The following is a 23205-nucleotide window of genomic DNA, read 5'->3' on the forward strand; positions in this document are numbered from 1 at the left end:
CGCATGGGCGTTGAAATCGAACGCAAGTTCCTGCTGGCGAACGATGCCTGGCGCCAGCTGGGCACGCCGGTCCTGGTGCGCCAGGGTTACCTGACGTCGGATCCGCTGCGCACCGTGCGGGCGCGCATCTATGGCGACCAGGGTTTTCTCACCATCAAGAGCAAGAGCGAAGGCGCGGCGCGCGGGGAGTGGGAGTATCCGATTCCCCTGGGCGATGCCGCCGAACTGCTCGACCGCCTGTGCGAGCGGCCGCTGGTCGAGAAATACCGGCGCCGCATCGAGCACGCGGGCTTCACCTGGGAAGTCGACGAATTCCTGGGCGAGAACGCGGGCCTGGTGGTGGCCGAGATCGAGCTGCCGGCCGAAGACACGGTGTTCGACAAGCCGGACTGGATCGGCCAGGAAGTTACCGCCGACAAGCGCTATTACAACTCCAACCTGATCCGTTCGCCGTATTCCACCTGGACCGACACCCATCCATGAAGACCGCCTTGCCCCTCATTTCGCGCCGCAGCCTTATCGCACTGTCCCTCGCCACCGCACTGGGCCTGGCGCTCCCGGCAGCGGGCGCCTTTGCCGCCGATGCCACGGCTTCGCATCCTGCTTATTTCCCGCCGGCAGGCGAGTGGGCGCGCAAGGACCCGGCCCAGCTGGGCATGGACCCGGCGGCCCTGGCCGCGGCCGTCCAGTTCGCGCAGTCGCGCGAGACCGAGCGCCCGCTCGACCTGTCCGACCAGGAAGCCGTGTTCGGCACCCGGCTGGGCTCGATGCCGACCCGGCGCGCCCATACCAATGGCGTGGTGATCTACAAGGGGTATGTGGTGGCCGAGTTCGGCGACACGCGCTTCGTCGATCCGACGTATTCGGTGGCCAAGAGCATGTTGGCGACCGTGGCCGGGGTGGCCGTGCGCGATGGCCGCATCAAGGTCGGGGACCCGGTCGCGAAGACGGTCGACGATGGCGGCTATGCCGCGCCGCACAACGCCCATGTGACCTGGAAGCAGCACTTGCAGCAGGAATCCGAGTGGGAAGGCGAGCTGTGGGGCAAGCACAGCAATTTCATCGGCAAGCAAGCCTTCGGCAAGGGCGAGAAGAAGCCACGCGCGATCAAGGCGCCGGGCAGCTTCTACGAGTACAACGACACCCGCGTCAATCGCTTCGCGCTGTCGCTGCTGCGCGTGTTCGGCCAGGCGGTGCCGGACGTCTTCCAGCAGCAGGTCATGGACCCGATCGGCGCCTCGCAGACCTGGAAGTGGGTTCCTTACCATAACAGCTATGTGGAAGTGAACGGCAAGCAGATGCCATCGGTCAGTGGCGGCACGCGCTGGGGCGGCGGCATGTGGATCGACAGCTGGGACATGGCCCGCTTCGGCTACCTGTGGCTGCACGAGGGTAACTGGGCCGGCAAGCAGATCCTGCCTGCCGCGTATGTGAAAGAAGCGCTCACCCCGAGCACGCACGGTCCGGATTATGGCTATCTGTGGTGGCTCAATACCAAGGGCAAGAACCTGCCAGGAATGCCAGCCACCGCCTTCGCGGCGCTGGGGGCGGGCAGCAATGACATCGTCGTCTCCCCCGAGCACGACCTGGTGATCGTGTGGCGCTGGCATGCCGGCAATGCTGCCGAATTCGCGACGCGCGTGATCTCGGCAATCCGTAAATAAAGACGTTCAATATCCGCAACGCAAGGTCTAACTTTGCCCCGCCAATTGTGCGGGGCAAAACGGGATTTGGGTGATATATTTTTATCATTAATTCCACCCGCGATGCGGCGTAGTGTGTCCAAGATTGACCCGACAATTTGTTCTTGAAGTAATCCCGGGTTGGGTCGAGGTCAAGGCATACGCTCCGGCATTGCCAACACCACCAGGACACACAAGCATGAACAAGAATATCGCCATCGTCGGCGCGGGATTCTCCGGGGCCGTGATCGCAAACCAGCTGGCGCAGGCCGGCTACACCGTCGACGTGTTCGAATCGCGTCCCCATATCGCCGGCAACTGCTACTCGGAACGCGATGCCGAGACCGGCGTCATGGTCCACGTCTACGGCCCGCACATCTTCCACACCGATAACGAGCGTGCCTGGGAATTCGTGAACCGCTATGCCGAGTTCAAGCCCTACGTCAATCGCGTCAAGGCTATTACCGGCGGCAAGGTGTTCACCCTGCCGATCAACCTGTTGACCATCAACCAGTTCTTCAACAAGACCATGGGCCCGGCCGAGGCGCAAGAGTTCTTGCAGAACCTGGGCGACAAGTCGATCGAGAACCCGACCACCTTCGAAGAACAGGCGCTGCGCTTCGTGGGCCGCGAGCTGTACGAGGCTTTCTTCAAGACCTATACGATCAAGCAGTGGGGCCTGCACCCGAGCGAGCTGCCGGCCAGCATCCTCAAGCGCCTGCCGGTGCGCTTCAACTACGACGACAATTACTTCAACCACAAATACCAGGGCATGCCGGCCAACGGCTATACCGAGCTGGTCCAGAACATCATCGACGTGCCGGGCGTGACCGTCCACCTGAGCACGGCCTTCGACCCGGCCGACAAAGGCAATTACGCCCACGTGTTCTACAGCGGCCCGATCGACGCCTGGTTCAAGCACGAAGACGGCCGCCTGCCTTACCGCACGCTGGACTTCGAGACCTTCCGCGCCGACGGCGACTACCAGGGCAATGCCGTCATCAACTACTGCGACGACGACAAGAAATACACCCGCATCACCGAGCACAAGCATTTCTCGCCGTGGGAACAGCACGAGAAGACCATCTGCTACGCCGAGTACAGCCGCCAGTGCGAAGAAAAAGATGTCCCGTACTACCCGATCCGCCAGACGCGCGAAAAGGCGCAGCTGGAGCTGTACGTGAACAAGGCGAAGAACGAAGAAAACGTCACCTTCGTCGGCCGCCTGGGCACCTATCGCTACCTGGACATGGACGTCACCATCCATGAGGCGCTGCTCACGTCGGATAAATTCCTCGAGAGCGCGAAGAACGGCGAGCGCATGCCGGCCTTCACCATCGATCCGATGGCGTAAGGCCGCCGCAATCAGGCCGCGAAACCGCCGTCGATCAACAGGTCGCCGCCGGTGACGTAGGCCGCTTCCGGCCCGGCCAGGTAGGCAACCATGGCCGCGATCTCTTCGGGGCGGCCATGGCGCTTGATCGCCATATAGTCGTGCAGGCCCGCGCCGAACTCGGTTTTCTCCGGGTTCATATCGGTGTCGACCGGGCCGGGCAGCACATTATTGATCGTGATCCCGCGTGGCCCCAGCTCGCGCGCCAGTCCCTGGGCCAGGCCGCTCAGGGCCGACTTGCTCATCGCATACACCGAACCGCCGACCATCGGCATGCGCAGCGCATTGGTGCTGCTGATGTTGACGATGCGTCCGCCCTGTCCCATATGCGGCAATACCGCCTTCACGCCGGCAAAGACCGCGCGCACATTGACCGCCACCGTCTTGTCGAAGTCTTCCAGCGTGAACTCATCGACCGGGCCGAATACGGCGATGCCGGCATTGTTCACCAGGATATCGATATGGCCGTGCTGCTGCGCGACCTGGGCGACGGCGGCTTCGATTGCCGCCGGATCGGCCGCATCGCTGCGGATCGCTTCGGCGCTGCCGCCACTGGCCTTGATCTCGGCCACCAGCGACTCGGCGGCGCTCGACGATTGCTGGTAAGTCAGCGCCACGTGCGCGCCCTGGCTCGCCAGGCGGCGCGCAATGGCGGCGCCGATGCCGCGCGAACCGCCGGTAACCACGGCAACCTTGCCTTCGAATGTCTTGTTCATGATGGACTCCCTGTAAGTGATTGGACAGGATCTTAGTATGCTGCGGACCAGGAGTTGAAACTAGCGGGCCTGAAGTCGTATGACTTTCAACCGCCGGTATAAAATCCCGGCAATGCCATCGTCCTTGACCACGCCATGCCGGAATCGATCAGCCATCTCGTCTCCTTCATCTACAGCGCCGAGGAGCGCGGGTTCTCGCCGGCCGCGCGCCGGCTCGGCCTGAGTCCGGCCGCGGTCAGCAAGAACGTCGCCCGCCTCGAGCAGCACCTGGGCGTGCGCCTGTTCCAGCGCACCACGCGCCAGCTGCGCCTGACGAGCGAGGGGGAACGCTACTTCCATGAAGTGGCCGAGCCCTGGAAGCGCATCGAAGAGGCGACCCTGGCCACGCGCCAGGGCGCCGGCCAGCCGGGCGGCACGCTCAAGATCGCCATGGCGCCGCTGGTCGGACGAACGTATTTCGTGCCGATGCTGGAAGCCTTCCTGCAGCGCTATCCGGCCATCGTCCCCGACCTGCATCTCGAAAACCGCCAGGTCGACCTGGTCAAGGACGGTTTCGACGTGGCGATCGGCGGTGGCGTCGACCTGAACGAGGGTATGGTGGCGCGCGAACTGACCATGGTGCGCAGCGTCGTGCTGGCCAGCCCGGCCTACCTGGCGCGGCGCGGCCGGCCGCTCGACCCTGATGACCTGGCGCGGCACGACGGCATCGCCCGCCGCGCCGTAGGCAGCGGCCGCCTGCTGAGCTGGACCCTGCGCCGCGACGATGGCCGGCAGGCGCCGGTCGACCTGCGCACGGTGGTGGTGTGCGACGATCCCGAGGCGATGGCACAGGCGGCGCTGGCGGGCATCGGCATGGCGGTGCTGCCGCTGCCGCACGCGCAACCGTTCCTGCGCAGCGGGGCGCTGGTCGATGTCTTGCCGGGGTGGTTCGTGCAGGGGCGGCCGCTATGCCTGTATTACGCAAGCCGCAGGCTGTTGCCGGCCAAGACGCGGGTGTTCATCGACTTCGTGGTCGAGCGCTTCGAGGAGCAGGGGTTGGGACGGCAGTTCATGCGGCCGGACGGTCCGGCGGGGAAGTAGGTTCGCCGCGGTTTTCAAGTGATTTGGACGCGTCGACAGCAGAGCTGCCAACCCTACAGGGTGAGCGGGCAGCGAGACCCTAGGGTTGGCAACTCCGTTGCCGACGCGTTCATCCAGCGTGGAATCAGTGGAAATGCTCGGTGCCGGCCGGCGCATCCTCTGGCATCTCGGCATGCACCAGTTCGCCGGTCGGATCGGCAAACAGCGGCGCGCCGCAGTCGTCGCAGTACTCGGCCACATAGCGCTCGTTGATGCGCTTGATGTGGGCGATGCCGGCGTCGTTCAGATGGGCCGCGATCTCGTTGATCGGCGACAGCGGCGTAGCCTGGACCGCCAGCGGGCCTTCCATCGGCGTGCCTTCTTCGTCTTCTTGCCCGTACAGCGGCCAGACGATGCCGTACACCACGTCCGCGCTCTGGCGCATGGTGAACGAGACGCGGTATTCGTCGATCTGGATGTCTGGTGCTTCTTCGCCGAAGCCGGCGATCACGGCGCGCAGGTCGGACGCTTCGACGTCCAGCGTATTGGTCAGGTAGTGCACCGCGGCGCGGATCGAGATCGGGCGGATCAATTTATCGGCTTCGCGGCAGGCGACGTAATACGCCTCGGGCAGCAGCAGCTCGATGCCGCAGCCCGGCAGCAGGCGCGCCACATTGGCGGTGGCTTGCGCGCGCCATTGCTCTAGGCTGCGGTTGCGCTCTTCGGCGAACCGCAGTTGATGCTGCGGCTCTTGCCAGCGGAACAGTGGCTCGCCGGCCGGGGCGACGATCGCGATCAACAGGTAGCGCGTGTCGGCCAGGAACGGCGCGGTCTCGTCGAGGTGCGGCGCCGGCTTGATGGTGCCGCCCTTGTGGGCCGCGGCCGCCAGCTTTTGCGTCAGCGCGGCGGTTTCGGCATGGGTGCGCGGCAGCTGGTCGAGCGAATACAAGGTGGGCGCGACCGCCATCTTGGTGCCTTCGGCCAGCAGATGGGCCGAAAAATGCGCGCCCAGGGTCGACAGCAGGTCGTTCGGGATGGTGCCGGTGGCGATCGAGAAGCGGGTCCAGGCGAGGATCGGCGCGGCGACCAGCAGGGCCTGCCAGCTGACGTCGCCATTGGCGGTCTGCTCGACCATGGTGGCCGATTCGCTCACGGCTTCGACGGTGTCCATCAGCACGTCGTAAGAGGCGAGGTCATCCTTGAACAGGGCGTTCAGGGCGCTGTCGATGCTGTCCTGGTGGTTCGTCTTGAGCAGCTTTTGCAGACAGGTATCCAGCTGGCGTTCCCACGCCCTTTCCTCGGCACGGCTGGCGGCCTGCATGAGGGCTTGCGAGAGGCTGACGAGGCGCTGGCTTTCTGCGGAAAGTTTTGGAGTTGAATCTTTGGAAGGACGACGCATGGCGCTGGTGGGTCTCTTGTCAGTTAATAGTTCTGAAGTTCGGGTTCTGAAGTTCGGTTCAATAGCCCGAAGGGTCATCTTAAACCCATATCCCCCGTATTGTAGTTGATTCGGCCACAGGTCATGAACAATGGGGGAGGGCGGCCATGCCGGCAAATTCTTGCAAGCGAATGCTTGCACAAAGCGCGAACAGGGTACATAATGAGAATAATTCTCATTCAAAAATGTTTGGGAGTTGATTGGAGTGTTCAAGTTGTGTTTCCAACTTGTGTTGCAAGCAGTAGCCGTTGGCGACCGGGAAAGCGCTGACGGATGTTTCTCACGGAGTACCACCCCCGCCGGGCAACCGGATTCTGCCCTCCTGGCAATGTCAGGAGGGATTTTTTTTGTTGGCTCGACAAAAAGAACAACGACATGATGCTGCATATCCCCGGCGTGCTGACGCCTGGCCAGGTAGCCCACATCCGCGCCCGCATGGCCGGCGCGCCCGAATGGATCGACGGCCGCGAAAGCGTGGGCGCGCAGGGCGCGCAGGTCAAGCGCAACCGGCAACTGGGCGAGGGTTCGCCGCTGGCCGTGGAGCTGGGCCAGGTCGTGAGCGCGGCGCTGATGGCCAATCCGGTATTCTTTTCCAGCGTCCTGCCGCTGCGGGTGCTGGCCCCTTACTTCAATGCCTATGGCGGTGGCGAGCATTACGGCCTGCACGTGGACGGCGCGATCCGCGCCCAGCGCGGCGGCGGGGCCCCGGTGCGGGCCGACGTCTCGACTACCGTGTTCCTGAGCGAGCCCGATGATTACGAAGGCGGCGAGCTGGAAGTCGTCGATTTGTACGGCACCCACGAGGTCAAGCTGGCGGCGGGCGATGCGATCGTGTATTCGTCGGGCAGCGTGCACCAGGTGCGGCCCGTCACGCGCGGCGAGCGGGTCGCATCCTTCCTCTGGACCCAGAGCATGGTGCGCGACGACGGCAAGCGCGGCATGCTGTTCGATCTCGATACGCAGATCCAGAAGCTGCGCGCCCAGCATGGGGAATCGGAGATCACGGTGGGGTTGACGGCGCATTATCACAACCTGCTGAGGATGTGGGCCGAGGTGTGAGGCGGCGCTGACGCCGACGTAAAAAGGGCTGGAACCCGCGAGGATTCCAGCCCTTTTGCTTGTCAGCCAGCCCGCCGAAGCGGGCTTTCCGAATTTACGCAGCCAGCAGCTGACGCAGCACGAACGGCAGGATGCCGCCATGCTTGTAGTAGTCGACTTCGATCGGGGTGTCGATACGCAGCAGCACTTTGACTTCTTGCGATTCGCCGTTTTCGCGGTGGATCACCAGGGTCGCCAGTTGTTGCGGCTTGATCTCGCCTTCCAGGCCCTTCAGGTCGTAGGTTTCCTTGCCGGTAATGCCCAGGGTGTCGACGCTGTCGTTGCCGATGAATTGCAGCGGCAGCACGCCCATGCCGACCAGGTTCGAACGGTGGATACGCTCGAACGAACGCACGATCACCGCCTTCACGCCCAGCAGCTGGGTGCCCTTGGCCGCCCAGTCGCGCGACGAGCCGGTGCCGTATTCTTCGCCGCCGAAGATCATGGTCGGGGTGCCTGCTTCCACATACTTCATGGCAGCGTCATAGATCGACATCTGTTCGCCGCTCGGCTGGTGCAGGGTGATGCCGCCTTCGACCGCCGAACCGTCGGCCTTGGCCGGGATCATGCGGTTCTTGATACGCACGTTGGCGAAGGTGCCACGCATCATGATTTCGTGGTTGCCGCGGCGCGAACCGTAGGAGTTGAAGTCCGCTTTCAAGACGTCATGTTCCTTGAGCCACTTGCCTGCTGGGCCGTCTTCCTTGATCGAACCGGCCGGGGAGATGTGGTCGGTGGTGATCGAGTCGCCGAACACGCCCAGGGCGCGGGCCGCGGTGATGCCGGTGGCGGCCGCTTTCGGGGTCATCTCGAAATCGGCAAAGAACGGTGGTTCGGCGATATAGGTCGACTCAGGCCAGTTGTACACCTGGCCTTCGGTCGAAGACACGCGTTCCCACAGCTCGCCCGGGTTGCCCTTGACGTCGGCGTAGTTCTTCTTGAACACCTCCGAATTCATCGCGAAGCGCATCAGCTCGCCGATTTCTTGCGAGGTCGGCCAGATGTCGCCCAGGTAGACGTCGACGCCGTTGCTGTCCTTGCCGACTGGCTCGGTCATCAGGTCTTTCGTCATGTTGCCGGCGATCGCGTAGGCGACGACCAGCGGTGGCGAAGCCAGGAAGTTCGAGCGGATGTTCGGGTGGATACGTGCTTCGAAGTTGCGGTTACCGGACAGCACGGCCGACGCGACGATGTCGTTCTGGGTGATCGCGGCGTTCAGTTCCGGGGTCAGGTCGCCGGCATTGCCGATGCAGGTGGTGCAGCCGTAGGCGGTCACGCCGAAGCCCAGCTTGTCCAGGTAAGGCAAGAGGCCGGCGGCGGTCAGGTACTCGGTGACCACGCGCGATCCAGGGGCCAGCGACGACTTGATGTGCGGCGCCACGGTCAGGCCGCGCTCGACGGCTTTCTTGGCCAACAGGCCTGCGGCCAGCAGCACGCTCGGGTTCGAGGTGTTGGTGCACGAAGTGATGGCGGCGATCAGGATGTCGCCGTTCTTCACGCGCACGCCGTTGGTGGTCTCGTAGACCTTGTGCAGGTCGTCCGGGTTCTTGTTGAAGCCGTTCTGGGTGGTAGGTTTGCTGAACAGCTCGGTGAAGTTGTTCTTGACGTTGCCCAGTTCGATACGGTCTTGCGGACGCTTTGGACCTGCCAGCGATGGGGTCACGGTCGACAGGTCGAGTTCCACCACGCGGGTGTAGTCAATCTCGCCTTCTTGCGGGATGCCGAACATGCCCTGGGCCTTGTAGTAGCCTTCGAAGGCAGCCAGTTCTTCTTCGGTACGGCCGGTGCCGCGGAAGTAGTCGACGGTCGCTTCGTCGACCGGGAAGAAGCCCATGGTCGCGCCGTATTCAGGCGCCATATTGCCGATGGTCGCGCGGTCGGTGGTCGACAGCGAACGGGTGCCCGCACCGAAGAACTCGACGAACTTGCCGACGACTTTCTCTTTGCGCAGCAGTTCGGTGATGGTCAGCACCAGGTCGGTCGCGGTGCAGCCTTCGCGCAGCTTGCCCTTGAGGTTGACGCCGATGACGTCCGGGGTCAGGAAGTAGACCGGCTGGCCCAGCATGCCGGCTTCGGCTTCGATGCCGCCCACGCCCCAGCCGACGACGCCGACGCCGTTGATCATGGTGGTGTGCGAGTCGGTGCCGACCAGGGTGTCAGGGTAGTACACGTCGCCTTGCTTCATGACGCCGCGCGCCAGGTATTCCAGGTTGACCTGGTGGACGATGCCGAAGCCCGGTGGCACGACGCCGAAGGTGTCGAAGGCTTGCATGCCCCACTTCATGAACTGGTAGCGCTCGTTGTTGCGCGAGAATTCCAGTTTCATGTTCAGGTCGAGTGCATTCGGCTCGCGGAAGTGGTCGATCGTGACCGAGTGGTCGACCACCAGGTCGACCGGCACCAGCGGCTCGATCTTCTTCGCGTCAAGGCCCATCTTGGCGGCGACGTTGCGCATCGCGGCCAGGTCGGCCAGCAGCGGCACGCCGGTGAAGTCTTGCAGCACGACGCGGGCCACGACGAACGGGATCTCGTCGGTACGCTCTGCGGTCGCGCCCCAGGTGGCAACTTGCTTGACGTGTTCTTCGGTGACCTTCTTGCCGTCGCAGTTACGCAGCACGGACTCGAGGACGATACGGATCGACACCGGCAGGCGCGACAGGTTCACACCGAGGTTTTCCGCCAGCGCCGGCAGCGAATGGAACTGGCCGCTCTGGCCTGCGCCGATCGGGAATTCCTTCAGTGTGTTCAGAGTGTTGCGAGACATAATCTCTCCTTCAGTGGGGATATTGTTATTTCAACAGCGGCAAATCGACCGAAATAACGGATAGAAATAGCATCGGGCGACAGGACGGCCGGATCCGGGAATCCGGCCACATTCTTCAAGTGGTGCTGGCCTCCGGTGCCGCGGTCGCCACGATCGCGGACTGTTCGGCGTTCTTGCATTCGTTGGCCAACTGGCGGTTGAGCTTCGAGTCGAGCAGGATGCCCTTGGCTGGAATACCGATCCAGATCAGGCCATAGTGCGGATTCTCGAAGCGCAGCGCGCCGGTGGTGGTGCCGATGCGCGACAGCCGGTGCAGGCGCTGTTTCCAGCGCAGCGCGATATGGCTGTCATCGGTCTCGTTGGTATAGATCGTGATCTTGTTGCCGAGTTCGCAAGCGTACTCGGTCACCTTGGTGTCGGCGATGTCCGGCTCGTTCACTTCGAGCGGGTTCGCAGCCACGGCGGCAGCCGCAGCGGCGGCCGCGGCAGCAGCGGCTGCCGCTTGCGCCTTCTTGGTCGGTTTCTTCTTCGCTTGCGCCTTCAGCACCGCTTCCGCTTTCGGATGTTTTTCCTTAGCAACTGCGGCGCTTGCCGGTGCGCACACGACGGCAGCCGCGAGCGCGACGGCGCAGGCGGCGATCATTTTTGGGAGGAGGATGGCCATGGTCGGAGGATTACTCGCTGTCGGGAAGGTTGACGATAGCGGCAGCGGCTTCCGGCAGCGCGAGGCCGGCCAGCTTGGCACGCTGCAACACCGACCAATAATATCGGTAGCTTGCACGGTCGTGCAAGCGGCCATGTTGTGCGATCGGTCCCCATTCCGCAGCCATGGCCTCAAGCAGGATATTCGTCGCTTCATTGACCTCGGACAGGCGCGGCGTGAATGCTTTCAGGATCGGCTTGATCTGGTCCGGATGGATGCTCCACATGCGCGTAAAACCGAACTCGGCGCCGGCGCGCTGGGCGTCGTTGGCCACCGTCGGGCTGTCCTTGATATCGGTCGTGACATTGTGCGACGCCACCTTGCCGTGGGCATGGCAGGCCGCGACCATCTCGAGCTTGGCGCGCACCACCAGCGGGTGGGTGAACTGGCCCGGGGTGCGCATCGCACTGGCCGGAATCGCGCCGTAGTGGCTCGAGACGAAATCCATGATGCCGAACGACAGGCACTCGACCTGGGGCAGGGCGGCGATGTCATGGGCTTCGCGCAGCGCGCCGTGGGTTTCGACCAGCACGTGCACCGGCAAGTCCGGGCGGCCGGCGGCCTGGGCGTGCTGGTTGATCAGGTCGATCGCGCGGGTGACTTCCATCGCGCTTTCCACCTTCGGCAACACCACATAGGCCAGGCGGTTGGCGGCGCCGCCGACGATGAATTCGACGTCTTTCGCAAAATGTGGGCTGGCCGGCTCGTGCAGGCGGGCGCCGATGCGGCCGAAGCGATTGTCGTCGCTATTGACGAGCTGCGCGACCAGGATGGCGTGTTCCAGTTCGCTGCCGGCGGTGGCGCCGTCCTCACAGTCGAAAGTGATGTCGAACAGGGGGCCAAGCTCTTGTTGCAGGGCCATCGATTTGCGCATCAGCTTCTCGGAACCGGCGTAGTGATCGCAGGCTGGCAGAAGGAGCGGCTGGCGTTTGCCCTGGAATAAAACCTCGGATGGATGCATATCTCTCTATGTACAACGCTTGGTTACCACGTAAAACCGCCGTGCCGGTTGAAGGGCACGGCGTTGTTGGCGCACGGCAATCGCCGCGCGCCATGATCAGGATCAACCCAGCAGGTGAGCGACGCCGGCTTTCTCTTCTTCCAGCTCTTTCAGGGTCAGGTTGATGCGTTCTTGCGAGAACGAATCGATGTCCAGGCCCTGGACGATGGTGTACTCGCCATTCTCGGTGGTGACAGGGAAACCGAACATGGTGCCTTCAGGGATACCGTAGGAACCATCTGAAGGGATACCCATGGTGGTCCACTTGCCATTGGTGCCCAGCACCCAGTCGCGCACGTGGTCGATGGCGGCGTTGGCTGCCGACGCTGCCGACGACAGGCCGCGCGCTTCGATGATGGCGGCGCCGCGCTTGCCGACGGTCGGCAGGAAGGTGTTGGCGTTCCATTCCTGATCGTTGATCAGGTCCTTGACTGCATCGCCGCCGGCGGTCGCGAAGCGGTAGTCGGCGTACATGGTTGGCGAGTGGTTGCCCCAGACGACCATTTTTTCGATGTCCTTGACGGCCTTGCCGGTCTTGGCGGCCACTTGCGACAGGGCGCGGTTGTGGTCCAGGCGCAGCATGGCGGTGAAGTTCCTGGCCGGCAGGCTCGGGGCCGATTTCATCGCGATGTAGGCGTTGGTGTTGGCCGGGTTGCCGACCACCAGCACCTTGACGTTGCGCGAAGCGACGGCGTCCAGGGCCTTGCCTTGCACGGTGAAGATCTGGGCGTTGGCTTCCAGCAGGTCCTTGCGTTCCATGCCCGGGCCGCGTGGACGGGCGCCGACCAGCAGGGCGACATCGGCGTCCTTGAAGGCGGTCATCGGGTCGGAGTGGGCGGTCATGCCTTCGAGCAGGGGGAATGCGCAGTCGTCGATTTCCATCATGACGCCCTTGAGCGCCTTCTGTGCCTTCTCGTTGTCGATTTCGAGCAGCTGAAGGATGACCGGCTGGTCCTTGCCCAGCATGTCGCCATTGGCGATGCGGAACAGCAGGGAATAGCCGATCTGGCCGGCCGCGCCGGTAACGGCGACGCGCATTGGGGTTTTAGCCATGATGAATCTCCAAAGTGGGAATGAAAACGGTTTGCGCCGAGGTCGACGCCGAGCATACGCCTGTCTGGTTACGGTTTGCTTTCACAGCGTTTGATGAAGCTGCAATGATACCAAAAGCGCACACATTGATACCAGGAGCGCACTGATTGCCTCCAGCGTCGGAAGACGGGTGTCGCGCGCGTACAATGGTGGAAGAGTGGCGCCGACTCCCGGTCGGCCATGAGTGTATTCCTCTGCCGTTTGATCTGTCAATTCAATATCATATGTCTTATATAAGACACATATCTAAAGACCTCTAATACTGGACGGTCATGCACTTTTGTGGTGAAATCGCGGTCTATGAATTCCACCCCGTCCAATCCGGCCGTTGATCCTGTCGCCAGTGGTTCGCCCTCGTTCCGGCCCCTGTACCAGCAGATCAAGGCGCTGATCACCCAGAGCCTGCAGGCCGGTGAGTGGAAACCTGGCGAACTCATGCCGAGCGAAGTCGAGCTGGCGGCCCGTTTCAAGGTCAGCCAGGGCACGGTGCGCAAGGCGATCGACGAGCTGGCCGCGGAAAATCTCGTGCTGCGGCGCCAGGGCAAGGGCACCTTCGTGGCCAGCCACGCCGAAGAGCGCGCCCATTTCCGCTTCCTGCGCCTGATGCCCGACGAAGGCCTCCCCCATCATCCAGAGAACCGCTTCCTCGAAGTCAAGCGCATCCGTGCGCCGGCCGAGGTCGCGCGCCTGCTCGAGCTCAAATCGGGCGACGCCGTCGTCTACATCAAGCGTGTGCAGTCGTTCGACGGCCAGCCGACCATCCTGGAAGAGCTGTGGCTGCCGGGGCAGTTGTTCAAGGGCCTGAGCGCGGAGCGGCTGGTGGAGTACAAGGGGCCGATGTATGGCCTGTTCGAGACGGAATTTGGCACCCGCATGATCCGCGCGACCGAGAAGATCCGCGCGGTGTCGGCCGATGCCGTCACGGCCGAGCACCTGAAGGTGGCGCCCGGCACGCCGCTGCTGTGCGGCGAGCGCGTGTCGTTCACCTATGGCGACAAGGCCGTCGAGCTGCGCCGCGAGATGTATTCGACCGCCAAGCACCATTATTTGAACGAGCTGTCGTAAGGAGAAACAAGGCAGGAATCGGCAAGGTAAATATTCACTGATTTCTGTCCTTTCAAATAATTCGGAAAATAGCCGAATGGGATAATTCCACTCCCTGCGGCAATCGCACGAATGCGATTAGAATATATTGGTTTTGGGTACGCGACGGACATGACCCGGTTCGCCGCTCGCTGTCCCGCCCACTGGCCCCACTTTCGGCGGGCCGGTCGGGAAATCGGCGACAATCCAAAGGGTTCACATAAAAACTGTTGTCATAAGGGAGGTGTACCATCATGTCCGAAGCCGTGAGAGAAGCAAAGCAGAAAGGGCGGCCGGAGTTCCGCAATATTGGCATCGGCGATATCACTGGCAAATATCGCATGCCCCCATCGGCCATCGTGTCGATCCTGCACCGTGTCAGCGGCGCCGGACTGTTCCTGATGCTGCCTTTCCTGCTCTACCTGTTCCAGCAAAGCCTGCTGTCCGAATCGTCGTTCGGCTATTTCGCCGGCATCGTTTCGCACCCGCTGGTCAAGATCATCCTGCTGGGCCTGTCGTGGGCTTACCTGCACCACTTCACCGCCGGCATTCGCCACCTGTTCATGGATAACCACTTCGCCCTGGACAAGGATGCAGCCCAGAAGACCGCACGCTGGGTCCTGGTCATCAGCCTGCTGCTGACCGCACTGGTCGGCCTGAAACTGTTCGGAGTGTTCTAATCATGGCAAGCAAGAATAATATCGGTCCACGCCGCCTCGTCGTCGGCGCGCACTATGGCGTCAAGGACTGGCTGGCGCAGCGCGTCACCGCCATCGTCATGGCCGTCTACACCATCGTCCTGCTGGTCATGTTCCTGACCGGCCAGAACTTCACCTATGAAGGCTGGGCCGGCCTGTTCGCCCGCCAGTGGTTCAAGCTGTTCTCGCTGGTCACCTTCCTCGGCCTGTACTACCACGCCTGGGTTGGCCTTCGTGACATCTGGATGGACTACGTCAAGAACGCAGGCGTGCGCCTGCTGCTCCAGCTCGCAACGATCTTCTGGCTGATCGCCTGCGCCGCCTGGACCGTGCAAATTCTGTGGAGTGTGTAATCGTGGCAGCAATCAAAACCGCAATCCCTACCCGTCGTTTTGACGCGGTCATCGTTGGCGCCGGCGGTTCCGGCATGCGCGCCTCGCTGCAACTGGCCGAAGCCGGCCTGAACGTCGCAGTCCTGTCGAAAGTCTTCCCGACCCGCTCGCACACCGTGGCGGCGCAGGGCGGCATCGGCGCTTCGCTGGGCAATATGAGCGAGGATGACTGGTACTGGCATATGTTCGACACCGTCAAGGGTGGCGACTACCTGGGCGACCAGGATGCGATCGAATTCATGTGCCGCGAAGCACCGAAAGTCGTGTACGAGCTCGAACACTTCGGCATGCCGTTCGACCGCAACCCCGACGGCACCATCTACCAGCGTCCGTTCGGCGGCCATACCGCGAACTTCGGCGAAAAGCCGGTCCAGCGCGCCTGCGCGGCGGCCGACCGTACCGGCCACGCACTGCTGCACACGCTGTACCAGCGTAATGTCCGCGCCCGCACCCACTTCTTCGTCGAGTGGATGGCGCTGGACCTGATCCGTGACGCCGATGGCGACGTGGTCGGCGTGATGGCCCTGGAAATGGAAACCGGCGACGTGATGATCCTGGAAGCGAAGACCACCATCTTCGCCACCGGCGGCGCAGGCCGCATCTTCGCCGCATCGACCAACGCCTTCATCAACACCGGCGACGGCATGGGCATGGCGGCGCGCGCCGGCCTGCCGCTGCAAGACATGGAGTTCTGGCAGTTCCACCCAACCGGTGTCTCGGGCGCGGGCGTCCTGATCACCGAAGGTGTGCGCGGCGAGGGCGGTATCCTGATCAACTCGAACGGCGAGCGCTTCATGGAGCGCTATGCGCCGACCCTGAAGGACCTGGCGCCGCGCGACTTCGTGTCGCGTTCGATGGACCAGGAGATCAAGGAAGGCCGCGGTTGCGGTCCGAATAAAGACCACGTGCTGCTGGACCTGCGCCACATCGGCAAGGACACCATCGAGAAGCGCCTGCCGTCGATCCTGGAAATCGGCCACAAGTTCGCCAACGTCGACGCGACCAAGGAACCGATTCCTGTCGTGCCGACCATCCACTACCAGATGGGCGGCATCCCGACCAATATCCACGGTCAAGTCGTCGCTCCTGACGGCACTGGCGGACAGAAGATCGTCAACGGCCTGTACGCAATCGGCGAATGCGCCTGCGTCTCGGTCCACGGCGCGAACCGCCTTGGCACCAACTCGCTGCTCGACCTGGTGGTGTTCGGCCGCGCAGCCGGCAACCACGTGGTGGCCTCGAACCTCAAGCAAAAGTCGAACAAGCCGATGCCTGCAGACGCAGCAGACTTCGCGCTGGCGCGCCTGAACAAGCTCGAGACCTCGGTCGGCGGCGAAAAAGTGCAGCACGTCGCCAACGACATCCGCGCCACCATGCAGAAATACTGCGGCGTGTTCCGTACCCAGGAACTGCTGGAGACGGGCGTGCGCGAGATCATGAAGCTCGACGAGCGTCGCAAGCACGTGTCGTTCCAGGACAAGTCGAAGGTGTTCAACACCGCCCGCGTGGAAGCGCTGGAACTCGACAACCTGATCGAGACCGCCAAGGCAACCATCGTGTCGGCAGCGGCGCGTCCGGAATCGCGCGGCGCCCACGCGCACAGCGACTTCCCGAACCGCGACGATGAGAACTGGATGAAGCACACGCTGTTCTTCTCGGAAGGCAATCGTCTCGACTACAAGCCTGTCGTGCAAAAACCGCTGACCGTCGACACCTTCAAGCCGAAGGCCCGTACTTTCTAATATTGTGAAGCGCCGGGGCTCGGCCCCGGCCTAGAACAGGTAATCAAATGGCACGCACCGTCCAACTGAAAATTTACCGCTACGATCCGGACAAGGATACGAAGCCATACATGCAAGACGTGACCGTCGAGCTGCAAGACACTGACAAGATGCTGCTGGACGTTTTGCAGCGCATCAAGTCGGACGTCGACGACTCGCTGGCGCTGCGCCGCTCGTGCCGTGAAGGCGTGTGCGGTTCGGACGCGATGAACATCAACGGCAAGAACGGCCTGGCCTGCACCACCAACCTGAACGAGCTGACCCAGCCGATCGTGCTGCGTCCTCTGCCGGGCCTGCCGGTGGTGCGCGACCTGATCGTCGACATGACCAACTTCTTCAAGCAGTACCACTCGGTCAAGCCGTACCTGATCAATGAGTCGATCAAGCCCGAGAAAGAGCGCCTGCAGTCGCCCGAAGAGCGCGAAGAGCTCGATGGCCTGTACGAGTGCATCCTGTGCGCCTGCTGCTCGACCTCGTGCCCGTCGTTCTGGTGGAATCCGGATAAATTCGTCGGCCCGGCCGGCCTGCTGCAAGCGTACCGCTTCATTGCCGACTCCCGCGACGAAGCGACCAACGATCGCCTGGACAACCTGGAAGATCCGTACCGCCTGTTCCGCTGCCACTCGATCATGAACTGCACGGACGTGTGCCCGAAAGGCCTGAATCCGAACAAGGCGATTGGCAAGATCAAGGAACTGCTGGTTCGTCGCGCCATTTGATTGGCGCCTGCATGCGGCGGCCGGTAGGGCGCCGCATGCGGTGTGCAGACGTGCGTTTGGCGACGCGGTTCTTCCAGCGTCGGTTGAACGCGTCGGCGGCATAGCCGCCAACCCTACGTAGGGTTGGCCTCGGCGGCCCCGCGGTTCCCCGCCGACGCGTTCAACGAACGTGTGCATACCCCGTTTCGGCGCTAAATATGCCGAAGCAATACAGTAAAAGTACCGTACTGCCGAATCGCGGCAGCCGGAGTATAGTGTTGACCACCCCACAACGGACTCTAGTGTGATATCCAGTTTAAACGCACATCAAGCCGATCCTGCCAACCGTGCCCGCCTGCGTTGGCGCGCACGCCGGGGCCTCCTCGAGAACGACCTGATCCTCACGCGCTTCCTCGATGCGCACGAGCAGGACATGTCCGACGAAGAGGTCGACGCGCTGACGCGTCTCCTGGACCTGGCCGACAACCCGTTGATGGACCTGCTGCTGGGCCGTTCCGAGCCCGAAGGCGAAGTCGACCTGCCGCACGTGCGCGCCTTGCTGGCGCGCCTGCGGCAAGCGTAAGCGAAATTGGGCATCCGATCCGTCTCGCGGGCGGGTCGCGGCGCCCCCTGGTTTCGTTTTATTTTGTAGACCCACTCCCACAAGAAGGAAGTGCCATGAACATCTCTGATACCAAAGCCACCCTGTCGTTCTCGGACGGCAGCCCGTCGGTCGACATGCCAATCTACAAGGGCACCATCGGCCCGGACGTCATCGACATCCGCAAGCTGTACGGCCAGACCGGCAAGTTCACCTACGACCCTGGCTTCATGTCGACCGCCGCTTGCAACTCGAGCATCACCTACATCGACGGTGACAAGGGCGAGCTGCTGTACCGCGGTTACCCGATCGAGCAACTGGCCGTCAACTGCGACTTCCTGGAGACCTGCTACCTGCTGCTGAATGGCGAACTGCCGAACGCAGTGGATAAAGAGAAGTTCAGCGACACCGTGACCAAGCACACGATGATCCACGAGCAGATGCAATTCTTCTTCCGTGGCTTCCGTCGCGACGCGCACCCGATGTCGGTGCTGGTCGGCACCGTCGGCGCGCTGGCGTCGTTCTACCACGACTCGCTGGACATCAACGATGCCAAGCAGCGCGAAATCTCGGCGATCCGCCTGATCGCCAAGCTGCCGACCCTGGTCGCGATGGCCTACAAGTACAACGTCGGCCAGCCGTTCATGTACCCGCGCAACGACCTGTCGTACAGCGCCAACTTCATGTACATGATGTTCGGTAACCCGTGCGAAGAGTACAAGGTCAACGACGTGCTGGTGCGCGCCCTGGACCGCATCCTGATCCTGCACGCGGACCACGAGCAGAACGCATCGACCTCGACCGTCCGCCTGGCCGGTTCGTCGGGCGCCAACCCGTTCGCCTGTATCGCAGCCGGCATCGCCTGCCTGTGGGGCCCTGCCCACGGCGGCGCGAACGAAGCCGCCCTGACCATGCTGAAGGAAATCGGCTCGGTCGAGAACATCCCTGCCTTCATCGAGAAGGTCAAGGACAAGAACTCGGGCGTGAAGCTGATGGGCTTCGGTCACCGCGTGTACAAGAACTTCGACCCGCGCGCCACCCTGATGCGCGAAACCTGCCACGAAGTGCTGAACGAACTGGGCCTGCAAGACGACCCGCTGTTCAAGCTCGCGATGGAACTGGAAAAGATCGCCCTGAACGACGAATACTTCGTGTCGCGCAAGCTGTACCCGAACGTCGACTTCTACTCGGGCATCGTGCAATCGGCACTGGGCATCCCGGTCTCGCTGTTCACCGGCATCTTCGCCATGGCCCGCACCATCGGCTGGATCGCCCAGTGGAACGAAATGATCGCCGATCCAGAGCAGAAGATCGGCCGTCCACGCCAGCTGTTCGTCGGTTCGCCGTCGCGTGATGTGCAGGATATCGCCAAGCGTTAATTCTTGACGCTGCATCATCAAAAAAGCGGGCCGAGGCCCGCTTTTTTGTTGCGCAGTGATTAATTTTGCAAAATTTTGGCCTACGAGGAGGGATAAAAAATCAAAGAATTACAAAGCAGCGCAGTTTGGTTAGGCTAGATATTGGTCTTAGTATGTATAGAATAAACTTCACATCGGTTATGCTATAAACATAAATCAAAAATAGCACCTTTAGGTATGCCTTAGACGCATCCGGCATCATGCTTTGCTACTAAGCGCTCTATTATGAAATAGTAGGGATGACTTTCCATTGTTGTTGTTACATAAGCGAATTTTAACTTGCTCAAAGAGCATTTCTATTGCAATATCTGGTAATATTTTTCTGAAGGTGTATGCATATGAAGCTCGAGCAGTTAAGGTTTCTGCAGGTCGAGATAGGTAAAGATCTGGAGCGGGACGTTTCGTTTGAAGTGTTCTATTTTTACGCTGACAAATGGAACTCGGTTGATTCATTACGAATCCCCACAGCAAATGAGGTAACCGCACTCGATCGCGCAAAGGACGAGCAGATTGCCTATCATGGAACGAGTTCGCGATTCGCGTGGTTTAGTCTTTCGGAGTTGGAGGTCGTTGTTGCGTTAAAGTTTGCGACTTCTCCGCAGTTGGCTAAGAGAAAAATTTACCGCGACCGTCTTCAGATGGTGTTGGAGCGAGCTCGGAACTCCTTCAGAGTCGCTCACAACCCGTTAACACTTTTGCTCGCAAAAGATGCATTTCATTCAAGTTTGTCGATGGCTCTCAAGACGCCTAATGCGCTGGAAGCATTAGATGCTGATGCGCATGAAAGCTCAAATTTGCAATTGTTAGCAGTTTTAGCTTTTGATATTGACCATTTTAAGCAGGTGAATGACACGTATGGTCACTTATACGGTGATCAAGTTCTAAAGACGTTTGCAACGCGCCTTGAGTCAGCTGCAACTGAGATCGAAAGTAGAGCTTTAAATAAAGTCAAAGTCGTACTGGGTCACCCCTCAGGAGAAGAATTCTTAGCATACATCTCAGGTAACTGTAGTCGAGAGGACGTTCTGATGTGGGCTGAAGAATTCCGGTCCAGAATTGCAGATGAGATTCTGCCTAATGCTAAAGAGTGGGCTGCTCTTTCTCTAAGAGAAAATCTCGCAGTTTTGCAACTCCCTCCTCAGCAAGAACGCGCAGTCAAGGCAAGTATAGGCGTCGCGTTCCAATCTGTAGCGTCATCGTCCGATCCTAATACAGACGAAGCAAAATTTCTTCTTGATCGCGCCGATATTGCGTTATATCGAGCTAAGGCAGGCGGACGAAATCAGGTAATTGTTTTTGATGGAATTCTTGAGTCGTGTGGAAGAGTACTCGAGCATGATTCTAGTAATCAAGTAGTTGTGATTGATATCGGTGCGAAGATTGGTGTAGCTGTTGGACAGGAATTCAAGGTCTATTCGCCTACATTCAATGGTGCAACGAAGTTTTATTTAAAGGATGGGCGCACAACACGAACTCTCGGAATCTATCCACGGGTCGAATTGACACGTATCACCACATTTAATGTCCAAGCGGAGATTTCGTTTGCTTTCATTTCCGAGGAACACGACAAGAATACTCATATTGAGGTTGGTTCTCATTTGGAAGCGATTCCCGTCGGCAGTATTGGATATGTCACAGCGCATCGATCTAGATACTTCACTTCCAGCGTGGAGACTGGGTCTAAAGATGACGCTGCAACCCTTAAATCCTACTTGCAAGAACAGAAGGTGGTACAAAAGAAAGTTTTTTCGGCAGTGTTCAAGTTTGTAAATGATCAGGAATATTTAAGAAAATATGGAACTGCTGCCTTAAATGTCGCTTTGACTCAGATTTACAGAGATATCCTGGCTCGTGTGCGTCCAGTAGGAAAAATTGCGCCTCTAGACGCCAACAGCGTGGGTGTTGTTGGTTTGCAGCAAGCTTATGATGAAGATGTTATTGTCCGTCTTGTCGATGAGTTCCATTCTGATTTCCCTGAGTTAGGATTGGTTGTTGGAGTTTTTGATAATAGCGATCTGGAGCGCTTGAAAAAAATGGACTTGGCGATTGATCCAGAAAACTCTGTAGAGTTTGCTCAATTGGCTGCATCTCAATTTGGTCGGGAAAGTGAGCTAGGCATAACTCATTTCGGTTATAAAGTGGCCCAGCGATTGCTTAGAACTCAGCTTGACACTCGCGCTTACACGTCCGGTCAGGCAGATTTCGAACGATTATTACGCTTGGCTGTTGTAAAGGCTCCATTACTAAATCTTGGCGGATTGATATATAGTGGAGCTGGAAACAAAAAAATGGCAGCTGAGCAATACGAGGCTGCAGTAGCAATGTCCCCCGATGTTTCTACGTATAAAAGTAATTTGGGAGTTGTGCTTAGGGGGCTTGGAGAGACGGAGCGTGCACTTAAGGCGTTCAATTCATTGACTGACGAGCAATTATCCGAAGTTGCAAAAAATAACCGAAATGCATTGATTGGTTATGCGGTTCTACTAGCAAATGCCTTCAAGAATAAAAGTCCGAATTTCGACAAAAATAGGTTTATTCTTGTCGCTAATGCCGCGTGTGCTTATGATGAGAAAATTAGAGTAGAAAAGAAAGCCGATTACGCGATAATTTCGAGTGTACTATCTGAAATCACAAGTTGAAAAATTGAATTATTGATGTGCATAAAATATTTCGCTTTTACTTGAGAAGGCGAGCTGCGGGCTCACTTTTTTAAACACAAGTAAGCGGGTCAGGTCTAACATTCGGACATGGCCTCTACGTTGGTTCCTTCTTGAAAAGCTCCAGCCCGTGTCCAAATATTGGATCTGGTCCAGATTAGCGGCTATCTTCGCCATTGCCCGCACCATCGGCTGGATCGCCCAGTGGAACGAAATGATCGCTGATCCGGAGCGGATGATTAGCCGTCCACGCCAGCTGTTCGTCGGTTCGCCGTCGCGTGACGTGCAGGATATCGCCAAGCGTTGACTGAACGCGCTGTCACTGGGAAAGCGGGGCTTCGGTCTGCTTTTTTTTTGCCCCTTGCACCGGCACGCAGTGGCCCGCTCATTCGTCCGTCATCGGGAAGGCTCTCGCCTGGCATCGAGGACAATACAGGTAGAGGGTTCGGCCGTCGCTCAGCTTGAGCGAACCGGCGCGATACTGGTGGATCGCCCAGGTTCCCGTGACGCCGTCACTGAATATTATCTCGCCGCTCGCATGGCAGGGCGACCAGTCGAGCATGTGCAGGTAATCATGTTCGGTGACTTGGGAGGCTTTGCCGATGTAGGCACGGATTTCCTGATGGCTGAGCTTGAAAGCGGTGCACTGGTGCGCCGCTTCGTCTGAAGCCGGGGATCCTGTGTCACTGTGCCTGATCGTGATCGTGCTGATCGGGGGCAGATGTATCTGACCCATTGCCTGTACAGTCCCCAAGCTATCGTCCATTACCGGCGGCGCGCCTGTCGTTACGCCAAGGATCAGTGACGCGATTAACTGTCGAGTCCCGTTTGATCATAAACGCGTTTAACGAATAACTCAGGTCGCTTCTGTTGCCATTCCTTGAGCGCGAGGACGGGCGTTTTGCTGCCGATGGCGCGTTGCGGAATATGGT

At 60.2% G+C, this 23205-nt stretch carries 20 protein-coding genes and 2 pseudogenes; 14 read left to right on the forward strand and 8 right to left on the reverse strand.

The window, feature by feature from the left end; genetic code table 11:
- Window positions 1-3: 3 nt before the first annotated feature.
- From E8M83_RS10650 to glf, 3 genes are all read left to right on the forward strand, one after another.
- Window positions 4-483: a CYTH domain-containing protein gene (locus E8M83_RS10650; protein ID WP_137173344.1), complete on the forward strand. Its 480-nt coding sequence runs from the start codon at window positions 4-6 to the stop codon at window positions 481-483.
- A complete protein-coding gene (locus tag E8M83_RS10655) occupies window positions 480-1664 on the forward strand; it encodes a serine hydrolase (protein ID WP_137173345.1) in 1185 nt (394 codons plus the stop codon). Before E8M83_RS10650 ends, E8M83_RS10655 begins: the two co-directional genes overlap by 4 nt.
- A gap of 217 nt (window positions 1665-1881) precedes the next feature.
- Window positions 1882-3036 (forward strand): UDP-galactopyranose mutase, encoded by a 1155-nt coding sequence (gene glf / locus E8M83_RS10660; protein WP_137173346.1) that lies wholly within the window; start codon window positions 1882-1884, stop codon window positions 3034-3036.
- Window positions 3037-3047: 11 nt separating this feature from the next.
- On the opposite strand, the gene E8M83_RS10665 is transcribed toward glf, so the two are convergent.
- Window positions 3048-3791, reverse strand: a complete 744-nt coding sequence (locus E8M83_RS10665) for an SDR family oxidoreductase (protein WP_137173347.1) — start codon at window positions 3789-3791, stop codon at window positions 3048-3050.
- Between the two features lie 135 nt (window positions 3792-3926).
- On the opposite strand from E8M83_RS10665, the gene E8M83_RS10670 reads away from it, so the two are divergent.
- Window positions 3927-4871, forward strand: a complete 945-nt coding sequence (locus E8M83_RS10670) for a LysR family transcriptional regulator (RefSeq protein ID WP_137173348.1) — start codon at window positions 3927-3929, stop codon at window positions 4869-4871.
- A 124-nt stretch (window positions 4872-4995) separates the two neighbouring features.
- Here the strand turns inward: E8M83_RS10670 and E8M83_RS10675 are convergent, their stop codons facing one another.
- Window positions 4996-6249: a DUF2863 family protein gene (locus E8M83_RS10675; protein WP_137173349.1), complete on the reverse strand. Its 1254-nt coding sequence runs from the start codon at window positions 6247-6249 to the stop codon at window positions 4996-4998.
- A gap of 414 nt (window positions 6250-6663) precedes the next feature.
- Between E8M83_RS10675 and E8M83_RS10680 the strand changes: the two genes are divergently transcribed.
- The gene (locus tag E8M83_RS10680) at window positions 6664-7347 is read left to right on the forward strand and encodes a Fe2+-dependent dioxygenase (RefSeq protein WP_137173350.1); all 684 of its coding nucleotides are present in this window, start codon (window positions 6664-6666) and stop codon (window positions 7345-7347) included.
- Between the two features lie 94 nt (window positions 7348-7441).
- Here the strand turns inward: E8M83_RS10680 and acnA are convergent, their stop codons facing one another.
- The 4 genes from acnA to E8M83_RS10700 all read right to left on the reverse strand — a co-directional run bounded on the left by acnA (window position 7442) and on the right by E8M83_RS10700 (window position 12906).
- The gene (gene acnA, locus E8M83_RS10685; RefSeq protein ID WP_137173351.1) at window positions 7442-10150 is read right to left on the reverse strand and encodes an aconitate hydratase AcnA; all 2709 of its coding nucleotides are present in this window, start codon (window positions 10148-10150) and stop codon (window positions 7442-7444) included.
- A 115-nt stretch (window positions 10151-10265) separates the two neighbouring features.
- Window positions 10266-10814, reverse strand: a complete 549-nt coding sequence (locus E8M83_RS10690) for a hypothetical protein (protein ID WP_137173352.1) — start codon at window positions 10812-10814, stop codon at window positions 10266-10268.
- Between the two features lie 10 nt (window positions 10815-10824).
- A complete protein-coding gene (locus E8M83_RS10695; RefSeq protein WP_137173353.1) occupies window positions 10825-11814 on the reverse strand; it encodes a CoA ester lyase in 990 nt (329 codons plus the stop codon).
- 102 nt (window positions 11815-11916) lie between these two features.
- On the reverse strand, window positions 11917-12906 hold the full coding sequence (locus tag E8M83_RS10700; RefSeq protein ID WP_137173354.1) for a malate dehydrogenase: 990 nt from the start codon (window positions 12904-12906) through the stop codon (window positions 11917-11919).
- Between the two features lie 339 nt (window positions 12907-13245).
- Here E8M83_RS10700 and E8M83_RS10705 point away from each other — a divergent pair, with 339 nt between their 5' ends.
- From E8M83_RS10705 to gltA (E8M83_RS10745), 9 genes and pseudogenes are all read left to right on the forward strand, one after another.
- On the forward strand, window positions 13246-14010 hold the full coding sequence (locus E8M83_RS10705; protein WP_137173355.1) for a GntR family transcriptional regulator: 765 nt from the start codon (window positions 13246-13248) through the stop codon (window positions 14008-14010).
- Window positions 14011-14282: 272 nt separating this feature from the next.
- Entirely contained in the window at window positions 14283-14708 is a 426-nt protein-coding gene (gene sdhC / locus E8M83_RS10710; RefSeq protein ID WP_170976761.1) for a succinate dehydrogenase, cytochrome b556 subunit, read from the forward strand.
- Window positions 14709-14710: 2 nt separating this feature from the next.
- Complete coding sequence (gene sdhD, locus E8M83_RS10715) at window positions 14711-15079, forward strand: succinate dehydrogenase, hydrophobic membrane anchor protein (RefSeq protein ID WP_137173356.1); 369 nt, start codon at window positions 14711-14713, stop codon at window positions 15077-15079.
- 2 nt (window positions 15080-15081) lie between these two features.
- The gene (gene sdhA / locus E8M83_RS10720) at window positions 15082-16860 is read left to right on the forward strand and encodes a succinate dehydrogenase flavoprotein subunit (protein ID WP_137173357.1); all 1779 of its coding nucleotides are present in this window, start codon (window positions 15082-15084) and stop codon (window positions 16858-16860) included.
- A gap of 47 nt (window positions 16861-16907) precedes the next feature.
- The gene (locus E8M83_RS10725; protein ID WP_137173358.1) at window positions 16908-17618 is read left to right on the forward strand and encodes a succinate dehydrogenase iron-sulfur subunit; all 711 of its coding nucleotides are present in this window, start codon (window positions 16908-16910) and stop codon (window positions 17616-17618) included.
- Between the two features lie 283 nt (window positions 17619-17901).
- Window positions 17902-18180, forward strand: coding sequence for a succinate dehydrogenase assembly factor 2 (locus tag E8M83_RS10730; protein ID WP_137173359.1), 279 nt, complete (start codon window positions 17902-17904; stop codon window positions 18178-18180).
- Window positions 18181-18275: 95 nt separating this feature from the next.
- The gene (gltA, locus tag E8M83_RS10735) at window positions 18276-19577 is read left to right on the forward strand and encodes a citrate synthase (protein ID WP_137173360.1); all 1302 of its coding nucleotides are present in this window, start codon (window positions 18276-18278) and stop codon (window positions 19575-19577) included.
- Window positions 19578-19954: 377 nt separating this feature from the next.
- Window positions 19955-22255 (forward strand): GGDEF domain-containing protein, encoded by a 2301-nt coding sequence (locus E8M83_RS10740; protein ID WP_170976762.1) that lies wholly within the window; start codon window positions 19955-19957, stop codon window positions 22253-22255.
- 169 nt (window positions 22256-22424) lie between these two features.
- Window positions 22425-22580, forward strand: a pseudogene (gene gltA / locus E8M83_RS10745) (citrate (Si)-synthase); the annotation flags it as partial.
- A 78-nt stretch (window positions 22581-22658) separates the two neighbouring features.
- On the opposite strand, the gene E8M83_RS10750 reads toward gltA (E8M83_RS10745), so the two are convergent.
- Both E8M83_RS10750 and E8M83_RS10755 read right to left on the reverse strand, forming a co-directional pair.
- Window positions 22659-23039: a hypothetical protein gene (locus tag E8M83_RS10750; RefSeq protein WP_137173362.1), complete on the reverse strand. Its 381-nt coding sequence runs from the start codon at window positions 23037-23039 to the stop codon at window positions 22659-22661.
- 44 nt (window positions 23040-23083) lie between these two features.
- Window positions 23084-23205: pseudogene (locus E8M83_RS10755) on the reverse strand (IS481 family transposase); the annotation flags it as partial.

The organism is Massilia sp. HP4 (genome assembly GCF_005222695.1).
Taxonomy (GTDB): Bacteria; Pseudomonadota; Gammaproteobacteria; order Burkholderiales; family Burkholderiaceae_D; genus Telluria.